This window comes from Paracidovorax sp. MALMAid1276 (genome assembly GCF_049198005.1).
Lineage (GTDB): Bacteria > Pseudomonadota > Gammaproteobacteria > Burkholderiales > Burkholderiaceae_C > Acidovorax.
On sequence record NZ_JBMIRS010000234.1, the window covers coordinates 1 to 11,604 of the forward strand.

Genomic DNA, 11,604 nt, shown 5'->3' on the forward strand with positions numbered 1-11,604 from the left:
GCCCCGTGCAAGCGCCCCCTCTCCCCAACCCTCTCCCGCGAGGGGAGAGGGGGCAGTGGGTCACGCGCGGCGCGCACGACACCCTTTTAGCGAAAGTTCGGCAAGCGCTGCGCGCTTACGTGCTACCGCACGTCACGCGCTGCGTGCGCGGCCTCCCTTTTAGCTCCGGCCCACTGCGTTTCACTTTGCTGCGCAAAGTGAGCCTGCGCTGGAAAGGTGGAAAGGCGCTGCCGCGCCTTCACGGCTACGCCGTTCACGCGCTGCGCGCGCGTCCACCTTTCTATCGAAAGTTCGGCAAGCGCTATCGCGCTTACGTGCTACCGCACGTCACGCGCTGCGCGCCCGGCCTCCCTTTTCTGCCCACGTGCGGGTCCAGCGGATCTGCATCACGCGCAGCAGCACCAGCATGGCGGCGGCGCACACCGCGATGGCCACGAAGCCCCAGAGGTACGAGCCGCTGTACTGGCGCGAGATGCCCATGGCGTTGGGGATGAGGCCGCCGCCCAGGGCGCCGATCTCGCCGATCATGGAGCCGGCCACGGCCGTGGACAGGGGCCAGCGCAGGGGCACCAGCTGGAACAGCGCGCCGTTGCCGGCGCCAAGCGCCGCAAAGCACACCAGGAACAGCAGCATGGTCACCGGCAGCGAGTTCTCTGCCAGGCCGCATAGCACCAGGCTCACGGTGGTGATGGCCAGCACGCCGGTCAGCGTGTTCACGCCGCCCCAGTGGTCCGACAGCCAGCCGCCGAACACGCGCAGCGCTGCGCCCAGGAAGGCGGCCAGCATGGTCAGCTGCCCGGCCTGCACCTTGCTCACGCCGAACTGGTCGTAGAAGTAGCTGGGCAAGAAGGTGGTCAGGCCAATGAAGCCGCCAAAGGTGACGGCGTAGATCAGGCTGAAGGCCCAGCCGTCTTTTTCAAACAGGCAGGCAATGTGCTCGCGGAACGTGGAATGGGGCGACAGGTCGGGGGGCTCCTTGGCAAACACCACCATCACCACTGCAGGCAGGGCCACGCTGATGGCGGCAAAACCATACACCGCCTGCCAGCCGTACGCCTGCGCCAGCGCCGGGGCCAGCAGCGCGGCCACGGCCGTGCCCACGTTGCCCGCGCCCACAATGCCCATGGCCAGGCCCTTGTAGCGCGGCGGAAACGACCCCGCCCCCAGCGACAGTGCCACGCCAAAGCTCGCGCCCGCCACGCCCAGCAGCACGCCCAGGGCCAGCAGGTCGTTGTAGGTGTGCACGAACAGGTAGCCGTATCCCATGGCCACGAAGATGCCGGCCATCTCGACCAGGGTGGCATTCTTGCGGCCGATGTACTGCGCCAGGATGCCCAGCGGAAACCGCATCAGCGCGCCCGCAAAGATGGGGATGGACAGCATCATGCCCATCTGCGTGGGGCTGAGCCGCAGGCTCTCCTGGATGAACGGCGCCATCGCGCCATTGATCACCCAGACCGCACACGAAAAGCCGAAGTAAAGAAACGACGACCACAGCGTGGGCGCGTGGCCGGACTTGAGGAACTCGCGAAATGAAAGCATGGAGGTGTTGTGCAAGGGGCCTGCGGGGATGCAACCCCGTGGCCCGGCCAGTAAACAAAAAAGCGCCTGCACGAAACGCACAGGCCCTGCGGCCACATCGCACTTCGTGAAGACGCCAGCGTCCTGTTCGCCCAATCCGCCATTGCACCGGGCTGATACGCGGTCTCCGTTGACCGCGGGCCATTTCAAGCAATGGCCGTGCCAGCTCGGTGCAAGCCGAAATTTCAATAAAAATACCCTTCAGCGCTTATTGATAAACAAAAGATAGCTACAAATAACATAGCGAATGAGAATCGCAGTGCCCAGATTGGTGCGCTGCAACGTGAGCCGCATGCACGGTGTTGGGGTGTGCACCAATTTGATCCAGCGCAAATCCAGCGCAAGTCCCAGCGCAGAGTCGGTGCATTTACCACTTCGCGGTTTCGCAGAGTCCCTCTACGATGTTTTTGACTTGTCACTGCGCGGTGAAAGTCGGTTCTGAAGTGACAGGCCAACCACAGGAGGGATCCCCATGCGAGTCAATCTTCCGGTCAGCACGCAGGAATATGCATTCCCCAAAGGACAGACCCTGGTGTCCACCACCGATCTCAAGGGCCGCATCCTGTACTGCAACCCGATGTTCATCGAGGTCAGCGGCTACGAGAAAGAAGAACTTCTGGGCCAGCCCCACAACATGATCCGCCACCCCGACATGCCGGAAGAGGCTTTCCGCGACATGTGGGAAACCATCGCGAGCGGCACGCCCTGGTCCGCGCCCGTCAAGAACCGCCGCAAGGACGGCACGTTCTACTGGGTGATGGCCAATGTCACGCCGCTCATGCAGGGCGACCAGCCCACGGGCTACATGTCGGTGCGCACCGAAGCCACGCGCGAGCAGATCCAGGCGGCCGACCAGCTCTACCGCCTGATGCAGGCCGAGAAGCAGGCGGGCCACATCGTGCATACCTTCCGGGCCGGGGTGCTTGTGAAGAAGACGCTGTGGGGCCGCGTGGCCCAGGCGCTGCATTTCGGCGCGCTGGGCAAGATGATGAGCTGCACCGTGCTGCTGGTGGTTGCCTCGTGGTGTGCAGCGCTGGTGGGTGGGCACAGCATGACGGTGGGCTCCGGCGCCGCATGGCTGGCCGTGCTGCTGCTGGCGCTGGGGCTGGCCGTGTACCTGCACCAGGTCACTGTGGCCCCGCTGAGCCAGATGCTGCGCTGGGCCAACCGCATGGCGGCGGGCGACCTGACGCAGAAGATTTCAGCGTCTCGCACCGACACGGTGGGCGACCTGCAGAAGGCGCTCGCGCAGCTCAACGTGAACCTGCTGTCCATCGTGCGCGACGCGCGGCAGGAGAGCGAGCACATGCAGATGTCCACCCACGAGATCGCGCAGGGCAACCAGGACCTGTCGTCCCGCACCGAGGCGCAGGCCAGCAACCTGGAGCAGACGGCGGCGTCGATGGAGGAGATCACCGGCACGGTCAAGCAGACGGCCGAATCCGCGCGCCAGGCAACCGTGCTTGCCACGCAGGCGACGCAGGTGGCCGAGCGCAGCAGCGAGGCCGTCGACAGCGTGGCCAGCACCATGAAGCAGATCCAGACCGCGTCGGGCCGCATCAGCGAGATCACCCAGCTCATCGACAGCATTGCGTTCCAGACCAACATCCTGGCGCTGAATGCGGCCGTGGAAGCCGCACGCGCTGGCGAGCAGGGGCGCGGGTTTGCGGTGGTGGCGTCGGAGGTGCGCAGCCTCTCGCACCGCACGCTGTCGGCCGCCAAGGAGATTCGCCAGCTGATCGACGAATCGGCCACCAAGGTCAGCGAGGGCCACCAGAAAACCGATGCCGCCCAGAAAACCATGACCGAGTCGCTCGAACTCGTGCGGCGCGTGAACACGCTCATCGGCGAGATTCACAGCGCCTCCAACGAGCAGCTCAGCGGCATCTCGCAGGTCAACTCTGCCGTGGCGCAGCTCGACACCATCACCCAGCAAAACGCTGCGCTGGTGGAGGAAAACGCCGCATCGGCCATGCAGCTCAACGGCCAGGCGCAAACGATGACCGAGACCGTGCAGGTGTTCCGCATCGATGCCTCGGCGCCCGCTCAGGCCCAGGACGCCGTGGCCTTGCGCAAGGCGATGAAGTCGTCGTCACAGCGCGCACTGGTGTCCGCGTAATCTTCAGCCTCTCCCCCAGCCTTCGGAAACTGGCGCGGCCCAGGCCAGTGCCCCCGTGCAAGGGCCGCCCCGCCGCACCGGGGGCGTCCCCCTCCCGAACCGCACAGCGGTTCGAGAGAGGGGTGAAGGCGCGCAGCGCCTCAGGGGGTGCTTTATCTACGTACTCCCCCGCACCGTCAGCTCAAACCCCAGATCCACCGAGTTGCGCTCCGGCACCTCGCCGCGCATCAGCGCCAGCAGCATGCGGGCGCTGGCTTCGCCGATGGCCGAGCGGGGCGTGCGGACCGTGGTCAGCGGCGGCAGCATCTGGTCGCTGCCGGCCAGGTCGTTGAAGCCCGCGATCGCCACCTGGCCCGGGACGGCCAGGCGCAGGCGCTGGGCGGCCAGCAGACCGCCCTGGGCCAGGTCGTCGTTGCAGAAGAAAACGGCGTCCACGCCGGGGCGGGTGCGCAGCACTTCTTCGAGCAGCTCGGCGCCCAGGCGGATGGATGACGGCTCGGGGCTGAGCAGCTCAAGCCGGGGGTCGTACAGGCCGGCCTCGCGCAGGCAGCGGCGGTAGCCCTCGGCCCGCTGCATGGTGCGCGGGTCGAGCTGCGCGGCTACAAAGGCCACCTTGCGCGCCCCGCGCGCCAGCAGGTGCGCCGTCATGCTGTGGCCGGCCTCCTGCTGCGAGAAGCCGACGCAGTAGACACCGGCCGCCGACGTCATCTCCATCAGGTGCACGCAGGGAACGCCGCTGGCGGCAATCATCTGGCGCGCGGCCTCGGTGCGGTCAAAGCCCGTCACCAGCAGGCCGGCCGGGCGGTGGGCCAGGTAGGTGCGCAGCAGCTGTTCCTCCTCGGCCGGGTCGTAATGCGTCACCCCGATGAGCGCCTGGTAGCCGTGGGGCAACAGGGTGCGGTGCACTGCCTCCAGCACGTCCACGAACAGCGCGTTGGACAGCAGCGGCACCAGCACCGGCACCTGCACGCTGCGCTGCGAGGCCAGGGCGCGGGCAGCCGGGTCGGGCACATAGCCCAGCCGCTGTGCGGCGTCCTTCACGCGCTGCACCAGCTCAGGCGCCACGCCGCGTTCGCCCCGCAGCGCGCGCGACGCGGTGATGGGGCTCACGCCGGCAGCTTGGGCCACGTCGCTGAGCGTGGTGCGGCCGCTGGACCGGCGGCGGGAGTCGGATCGGGCGGGGTGGGAGGGGGTGGGCAAGGGTTTTCCCTGGGTGGAGGTGGCGCGTAAAGGGCTAGGATAGCGCTGTCCAAACGCTCCGGCAAGCAACTTGTGGTGCCCCGATGGCGGTTTTGAGACGGTGTGATTTTTTTCTTCCACCTCGTCGGCGAGGTGTTTTTTTGGTTTCGGTTGGATAGCGCTACCAAACGGGTTTTCAATGAGTTCTGTGTCTTCTGACGTGTTCCTGGTGGTCATGGGCGTGGCTGGTTGCGGCAAGTCCAGCCTGGGGCAGGTGTGCGCCCGCCAGCTGGGTTTGCCCCTGCTGGAGGGCGACGATTTCCATTCGGCGGCCAATATCAGCAAGATGCGCAGCGGCGTGCCGCTGAGCGACGATGACCGCCAGGCCTGGCTGAATGCCCTGGCCAACCAGCTGCTGGCGCACCCGAGCGGCGTGGTGCTGACCTGTTCGGCCCTGAGACAGCGCTACCGTGACCAGCTGCGCGCTGCCGTCCCCGGGTTGCGCTTTGTGTTCCTGGCCCTCACCCAGGACGCGGCGCGCGAGCGTGTGGCCGCGCGGCCCGGGCACCTGTTCCCCGTCAGCCTGGTGGCCAGCCAGTTCGAGACGCTGGAAGACCCCAGCGCCGAGCCCGGTGTGATGCGCCTGGACGCCACGCGCCCGCTGCCCGAACTGGGCGCGCAGGTGCAGCAGTGGCTGCAGGGCAGCAGCGCCGACGCACCCGCATCCCCGTCTGCATCCGCAACCCGCCCCCGCCTGGAGGTATAGGCCATGGCACTTCGAAAACTGCTGAAACACCTGGTGGAGGCCCTCATGGCGCTGAGCCTGCTGGGCATGGTGATTGCCGTGTTCGGCAACGTGGTGCAGCGCTATCTGTGGGGCACGGGCTGGGTGGTGTCGGAAGAGCTGTCGCGCCTGCTGTTCGTGTGGCTGGTGTGCCTGGCCGCGACGCTGGCGTTTGGCGAAGGCCAGCACCTGGGCTTTGACCTGGTGACGGCGCGGCTCAATGGCACACCGGCTGCGGCGATGCGCTGGCTGTCGCGCGCCCTGATCGCGCTGGCGCTGTACTACCTCATCGTCGGCGCATGGCAGCAGGTGGTGGTGGGCATGGACAGCCGCAGCCCTGTCATGAACTACCCGCTGGCGCTGGGCGCCGGCGGCATTTTGCTGATGGGCGCCTGCATGGCCGCCATCGTGGTGCTGCAGACCTGGCAGGACCTGCGCGGCACCACGCCGCCCGCACCCTCACACACCGCTGAAGGCTGAAGCCCCATCATGACGATTGCCTTGTTTTTGCTGGTGCTGTTCGCCGCCATGACGGTGGGCGTGCCGATTGCGTTCGCGCTCATGCTCACCGCGCTGGCGCTGATGGTGCACCTGGACTTTTTCGACGCACAGCTGCTGGCGCAGAACATGCAGGCGGGCTTCGACAGCTTTCCGCTGCTGGCCGTGCCGTTCTTCATCCTGGCGGGTGAACTGATGAACGCCGGCGGCCTGAGCCGCCGCATCATCGACCTGGCCCGCACCTTTGTGGGCCACATCCCCGGTGGCCTGGGCTATGTGGCCATTGCGGCGTCGCTGATGCTGGCGTCCATGAGCGGCTCGGCCATTGCCGACACCGCTGCGCTGGCCACCTTGCTGCTGCCCATGATGCGGCGCCAGAACTACCCCGACGGCTCCAGCGCGGGGCTGATTGCGGCGGGCGGCATCATCGCGCCCATCGTGCCGCCGTCCATGCCCATGGTGATCTATGGGGTGACGACCAACACCTCCATCAGCAAGCTGTTCCTTGCGGGCATCGTGCCCGGCATCCTCATGGCCGTGTCGCTCGTGCTGGTGTGGCGCTGGGTGGCCAAGGACAAGAACCTGGCCGTGGCCGAAAAGACCTCCTGGGCCGAACGCCGCCGCGCGCTGGCAGGCAGCGTGTGGGCCATGATGATGCCGGTCATCATCATCGGCGGTCTGCGCATGGGGGTCTTCACCCCCACCGAAGCCGCCGTGGTGGCGGCCGTGTATGCGCTGCTGGTGGCCACGCTGGTGTACCGCGAACTCGACCTGGCGGGCATCTACCGCGTGTTCGTGGCGGCGGCCAAGACCACTGGCGTCGTCATGTTCCTGTGCGGCGCGGCCACGGCGGCCTCGTACATGGTCACGCTGGCCGACCTGCCCAGCCAGCTGGCGCAGAGCATGGGCCCGCTGCTGCAAAGCCCGGTGCTGTTCATGGCGGTGGTGTGTGTCTTCCTGCTGGCCGTGGGCATGGTGATGGACCTCACTCCCACCATCCTCATCCTCGCGCCCGTGCTGGCCCCGCTGGCCGCCAAGGCAGGCATCGACCCGGTGTACTTCGGCTTCGTGTTCATCTTCGTCGGCTGCCTGGGCCTGCTCACGCCGCCCGTGGGCACCGTGCTCAACGTGGTGGCGGGCATCGGCCGCCTGCGCATGGAGCCCGTCATCCGCGGCGTCATGCCCTTCTTGCTCATCTACATCACCATGCTCGCGCTGCTCATCCTGTTCCCGGTCATCGTGCTCGGGCCGCTCAAGCTGATGTTCTGAAGCGCCTGACGTTTTTTGACCTGTTCAGCCGCAACCCCTTGTTTTTCCACCCTGCCTGTCCATGAAGGAGACAACCATGACGAAGACTTTCCGCCGCACGCTGCTGGCCGCCCTGTCGGTGGCCGCTCTCACCGCCTCGTTCCAGGCCGCTGCGCAAGACATCAAGCCGCGCATGATCCGCTTCGGCTACGGCCTCAATGAAGTGTCCAACCAGGGCCGCGCCGCCAAGCTGTTTGCCGAAGAGGTGGAAAAAGCCTCGGGCGGCAAGATGAAGGTGCGCGCCATCGGCGCCGCGGCGCTGGGCTCGGACGTGCAGATGCAGCAGGCCCTGATCGGCGGCGCGCAAGAAATGATGGTCGGCTCCACGGCCACGCTGGTCGGCATCACCAAGGAAATGGCCATCTGGGACACGCCCTTCCTGTTCAACAACGCCAAGGAGGCCGACGCCGTGCTGGACGGGCCCGTGGGCCAGAAGGTGATGGACAAGCTGCAGGAAAAAGGCCTGGTGGGCCTGGTGTACTGGGAGAACGGCTTCCGCAACCTCACCAACAACAAGCGCGCGGTGACCAAGCTCGAAGACATGGAAGGCATCAAGCTGCGCGTGATGCAGAACAACGTGTTCCTCGACAGCTTCAAGACCCTGGGCGCCAACGCCGTGCCGCTGCCGTTCTCCGAGCTGTTCACCGCGCTGGAAACCAAGACGGTGGACGGCCAGGAGAACCCCTACAACACTATCCTGTCGAGCAAGTTCTACGAGGTGCAGAAATACCTCACCGTCACCAACCACGTCTACAGCCCCTGGATCGTGACGGTGAGCAAGAAGTACTGGGACGGCCTGTCGAAGGACGAACAAAAGGTGCTGATGGATGCCGCGAAGAAGAGCCGCGACTTCGAGCGCCAGGACACCCGCGCCGAAGCCGACAAGGCGCTCGCTGACCTGAAGGCCAAGGGCATGCAGATCAACGAACTGTCGCCGGCCGAAGCGAACCGCATGCGCGAGAAGCTCGGTGCAGTGAACGCCAGCATCTCGGCCAACGTGGGCGAAGCGCTGTGGAAGGAAGTGCAGGGCGCCGTGGCGCAGGCACGCGGCGGCAAGTGACTTCGGAAAAAATCTGAGGCAGAAGCGGTAGTTGCCTCCTCAGAACTTACAAATGAGGGGCTTCCTGCAGGAAGCCCTTTGTCGATGCGACCACGTTTGTCCTGGCCAGCGCTCTGACGGTATATGGTGCGGTGCTCAGGGTTGCCGGGTGCGCCATACTGCGCCGCGCAATGCGCCTCGCGCTGGCGGCATCTGCAGCACCAGCCAGTGCAGGCCATCGCTCGATATGCCCCGCAAATCAAATTCACCCGAGGGGGGGGTGAGTTCTTCCAGATTCAGCGGAGCGTGCTGCAAATCCACGCGATAAAGATGTGCCCCTGCCTGCAAGCCCATCCAGCGACTGTTGGCCGAAAACACGACGCGGCGCCCGCCCGTGGTGTGGTTGGGGCCACTTTCATGCCGTGCATGGTGGAAGACGGCGACCTGCTGCATCCCAGGCCCTTTGATTAACTTCACCGTCCGGTCACTTCCCCATTCGGCCAGCCAAAGCCCGTCCACAGAGACGACAGGATGTTCAGGGAGTTGTGTTTTTGTCGGCAAGGCCGCAGGTTGACCGCAGGGCAAATCCGCGCAGGGATATGCTTGATTGGAAGTGGCTGTTTCAAAAGCGCTTTGTCTAAGGGGCAGCGCAAAAAGTTTGCTTTCCTGCCAATCGGGCAGGCCGATGGGACGAGGGCCACTTGCATGCACCAGAAGCCAGCGGCTTTCAGGATCCAAGGTGGGTACCAGAGTGCGGGCGTTGCCAAACGGCATGATCAGAGATCGCCCCGAGGCCAAATCGCACACCGCGAGTGGCTTGGGCGGCTGCGGTCCTGTCGGTGCCAACTGCGCGGCAAACCAGTTTGTCGTCAGCGCAATGTTCGCTGTACGAGCGATCGCGGGGAACTGGCATACGCTGCGCTGTTCCAGCAAGTCATAGACATCGCTGGTAGCGTTGTAAAAGCGGGGTATGAATCCATCCTCACCTTCTCGCAGGCCCGTCCGCAGGGCATGGCGTCCGTCCGGGCTGAGGAGGTCTACCGCTGTGTTGCTGACGCCATGCCGGAGGTCAGACGTGATCCACGCGTGGTTGCGCCCGTCGAGGAAATGAAGTTGGCCGCTCGCGCTGAATAAAACTTGGCGGATTCCGAGGCCTGATGAAGCGGTTGCGGTGGAGAGGCGTTTCAGCGGCTGTGTTTGCCAAAGCTCCAGTCCTGCGTCGTGCACATGTGCAAACCGATCACCGCGCGGCGAAAAAACGAGCTGCTCACTCCTGCGCTCACCGCCCAGCGTGCCGATCAGTTCCATCTGAGTCGCATGGGCCTGCGCATGTGCGAGAGGAGCTGCCGGCGCCGCTGCCGAAGTTGCCAGGGGCGGCGGAACAGTTTCCGCCTTGGCGTTTGCTCCGGCGAGGAGCAACAAGGACCAAAAAAAAACGTTGTGGCGTTTGGCGGTTTTGAGAAGCGCGTGTTCGCGGAGGGATATTGCGGGCGGCATGTATCAATCCTGCGCAATGACTACGGAATGGATGAGAAGGCAATGCCTCCATGGAAGCACTTGAGGAAGTGCGAAAGATGGGGGAGCGCCTTGGTAGTAGCCAGACCTTGCGCCTCATTGCCCCATGTGAACACTCGGGCCTGCACGGAGGCGGTCTCTAGATCTGGTTTGTCGGCACGGGTGTACCCACTGATGGGCCTGCCGTTGATTGAAATCGGGCCATTGAGGACTACCCAGTGATTCTTGCTGGTGGTGCCGCCTGCCCCTTGGAACATGGCCGCTGATACCAACATCGCAACCCAGCCACTGGCTTGGTAGGGCGCGATTTCCAGCAATTCTTTCCAATCCGACAGAGGAATGATTTCGTTGGTGTTGTCGAGCAGCGTGGTGGCGCCAACTGCATGGAACCAGTCCTGCAAGTATTTAGGACGGGTAATTGCCGACACCGTGGCGCTGGGGTGATCGTAGTTCGCAAACGGATTCAAGTCAGGGCTGTCATTGCGCAAACTAGCCATGCTGATCCAGTCCACCGCATTGATGCGGGCAGCGGCCGGTATGGTTTGGTGGGAGTTGGAGGTCATGGTTTCCGCTGTGGCCTGGACATTGGGGCCAGGGCGCACATTGCGGCTTCCGAGCGTTGCAGGACGCCCAGCCCACAAGTCGATGATGTATCTCACATAGAGATCTGGCCGGTCGTGAATGAGGCAGAACATGAAGGCTGCTGGTCCGCACAAACTGGTGTTCCCCTGGTCGGGCCAAGAGGTACTTCTGCCGCTGACCCGCTCGTTCAGCTGATTGGCTAGCTCCACATTGTTGACGCCCCAGGCTTTGTAGCTATCAAACTGGCGCGTGTTTCTGAGTTCGGTAATGAGAGCGGTGGCTTGGGAGAGCGCTGCGGCATTGATCATTGACATTCAGTTTGGCGTGAAACCATCGCAGTGAAAGAGCTGAAGGCGCGGGCATTCTAGGGTCGGCACGTGTGACAACGGATGTAAGTGATGTTGCGATAGGCAAGCGTCCTGCATGGCGGCACAAGCGAAAGATGCAAAGAGGCCGGGAGCTCCTAGGGAGCTCCCGGCCTCTTCATGATTTTCAGCCGCGGGATTTCGTGGCGGTGGAGGCTTACAGCGAACCCACCTCGCCCGAAGAGATCTTGCCGGCGCGCACTGCATCGGCTGCCTGGGCGCTCACGGCGCTGCGGTCGGCGCTGGACGAGTACACCAGGGCACGCGAACCCGAGGGGATGGCGCCGCTGGTCTGCGCCACGGTGGCGGCTTCGGCCATCACTTCGGCGCGGGTGCGGTTGGTTTCGAACTTGGCGGCGAACTGCGAAGCGTCGGCTTCATCAGCCTGGGCGCCGAAAGAAGCAAAGGCAGCCACGGCGGCGAGGGACAGGAAACGTGCGGTCTTGTTCATGGTGAAACTCCTGGTGAATGAATGAAAAATGAGGAAGCGAGAACAGGGATGGAAGCGCGGGCCGGATTACATCGAGCCCAGTTCGCCGTGGGGAATCTGGCCGGTGCGCACGGCGTCAGCGGCCTGGGCGCTCACGGCAGCGCGGTCTGCAGTGCTCTTGTAGGTCACCACGCGGGAACCGGC

At 64.7% G+C, this 11,604-nt stretch carries 10 protein-coding genes; 5 read left to right on the forward strand and 5 right to left on the reverse strand.

Annotated features, from left to right (window positions below; all coding sequences use genetic code 11):
- Positions 1 to 327: 327 nt before the first annotated feature.
- Complete coding sequence (locus ACOQFS_RS19030; RefSeq protein ID WP_421564387.1) at positions 328 to 1,542, reverse strand: MFS transporter; 1,215 nt, start codon at positions 1,540 to 1,542, stop codon at positions 328 to 330.
- Between the two features lie 511 nt (positions 1,543 to 2,053).
- Here ACOQFS_RS19030 and ACOQFS_RS19035 point away from each other — a divergent pair.
- Positions 2,054 to 3,700 carry a methyl-accepting chemotaxis protein gene (locus ACOQFS_RS19035; RefSeq protein WP_421564388.1) on the forward strand — a complete coding sequence of 549 codons (1,647 nt, stop codon included), beginning with the start codon at positions 2,054 to 2,056 and terminating at the stop codon, positions 3,698 to 3,700.
- 156 nt (positions 3,701 to 3,856) lie between these two features.
- On the opposite strand, the gene ACOQFS_RS19040 is transcribed toward ACOQFS_RS19035, so the two are convergent.
- A complete protein-coding gene (locus ACOQFS_RS19040; protein ID WP_421564389.1) occupies positions 3,857 to 4,900 on the reverse strand; it encodes a LacI family DNA-binding transcriptional regulator in 1,044 nt (347 codons plus the stop codon).
- Between the two features lie 178 nt (positions 4,901 to 5,078).
- Between ACOQFS_RS19040 and ACOQFS_RS19045 the strand changes: the two genes are divergently transcribed.
- The 4 genes from ACOQFS_RS19045 to ACOQFS_RS19060 all read left to right on the forward strand — a co-directional run bounded on the left by ACOQFS_RS19045 (position 5,079) and on the right by ACOQFS_RS19060 (position 8,529).
- The gene (locus tag ACOQFS_RS19045; RefSeq protein WP_421564390.1) at positions 5,079 to 5,645 is read left to right on the forward strand and encodes a gluconokinase; all 567 of its coding nucleotides are present in this window, start codon (positions 5,079 to 5,081) and stop codon (positions 5,643 to 5,645) included.
- 3 nt (positions 5,646 to 5,648) lie between these two features.
- A complete protein-coding gene (locus ACOQFS_RS19050; protein WP_421564391.1) occupies positions 5,649 to 6,143 on the forward strand; it encodes a TRAP transporter small permease in 495 nt (164 codons plus the stop codon).
- Positions 6,144 to 6,152: 9 nt separating this feature from the next.
- Positions 6,153 to 7,430, forward strand: coding sequence for a TRAP transporter large permease (locus tag ACOQFS_RS19055; RefSeq protein WP_421564392.1), 1,278 nt, complete (start codon positions 6,153 to 6,155; stop codon positions 7,428 to 7,430).
- 76 nt (positions 7,431 to 7,506) lie between these two features.
- Entirely contained in the window at positions 7,507 to 8,529 is a 1,023-nt protein-coding gene (locus ACOQFS_RS19060; protein ID WP_421564393.1) for a TRAP transporter substrate-binding protein, read from the forward strand.
- Between the two features lie 135 nt (positions 8,530 to 8,664).
- Here the strand turns inward: ACOQFS_RS19060 and ACOQFS_RS19065 are convergent, their stop codons facing one another.
- The 3 genes from ACOQFS_RS19065 to ACOQFS_RS19075 all read right to left on the reverse strand — a co-directional run bounded on the left by ACOQFS_RS19065 (position 8,665) and on the right by ACOQFS_RS19075 (position 11,421).
- Positions 8,665 to 10,005 (reverse strand): hypothetical protein, encoded by a 1,341-nt coding sequence (locus ACOQFS_RS19065; RefSeq protein ID WP_421564394.1) that lies wholly within the window; start codon positions 10,003 to 10,005, stop codon positions 8,665 to 8,667.
- Between the two features lie 20 nt (positions 10,006 to 10,025).
- A complete protein-coding gene (locus ACOQFS_RS19070; protein ID WP_421564395.1) occupies positions 10,026 to 10,913 on the reverse strand; it encodes a hypothetical protein in 888 nt (295 codons plus the stop codon).
- Positions 10,914 to 11,127: 214 nt separating this feature from the next.
- Positions 11,128 to 11,421 (reverse strand): DUF4148 domain-containing protein, encoded by a 294-nt coding sequence (locus ACOQFS_RS19075; protein ID WP_421564396.1) that lies wholly within the window; start codon positions 11,419 to 11,421, stop codon positions 11,128 to 11,130.
- Between the last annotated feature and the right edge of the window lie 183 nt (positions 11,422 to 11,604).

What these genes read in the sequence shown, in the direction of transcription:
- ACOQFS_RS19030 (WP_421564387.1), bottom strand. Translation starts at nt 1,542, where the DNA reads ATGCTTTCATTTCGCGAGTTCCTCAAGTCCGGCCACGCGCCCACGCTG.
- ACOQFS_RS19035 (WP_421564388.1), top strand. Translation starts at nt 2,054, where the DNA reads ATGCGAGTCAATCTTCCGGTCAGCACGCAGGAATATGCATTCCCCAAA.
- ACOQFS_RS19045 (WP_421564390.1), top strand. Translation starts at nt 5,079, where the DNA reads ATGAGTTCTGTGTCTTCTGACGTGTTCCTGGTGGTCATGGGCGTGGCT.
- ACOQFS_RS19050 (WP_421564391.1), top strand. Translation starts at nt 5,649, where the DNA reads ATGGCACTTCGAAAACTGCTGAAACACCTGGTGGAGGCCCTCATGGCG.
- ACOQFS_RS19055 (WP_421564392.1), top strand. Translation starts at nt 6,153, where the DNA reads ATGACGATTGCCTTGTTTTTGCTGGTGCTGTTCGCCGCCATGACGGTG.
- ACOQFS_RS19060 (WP_421564393.1), top strand. Translation starts at nt 7,507, where the DNA reads ATGACGAAGACTTTCCGCCGCACGCTGCTGGCCGCCCTGTCGGTGGCC.
- ACOQFS_RS19065 (WP_421564394.1), bottom strand. Translation starts at nt 10,005, where the DNA reads ATGCCGCCCGCAATATCCCTCCGCGAACACGCGCTTCTCAAAACCGCC.
- ACOQFS_RS19070 (WP_421564395.1), bottom strand. Translation starts at nt 10,913, where the DNA reads ATGATCAATGCCGCAGCGCTCTCCCAAGCCACCGCTCTCATTACCGAA.
- ACOQFS_RS19075 (WP_421564396.1), bottom strand. Translation starts at nt 11,421, where the DNA reads ATGAACAAGACCGCACGTTTCCTGTCCCTCGCCGCCGTGGCTGCCTTT.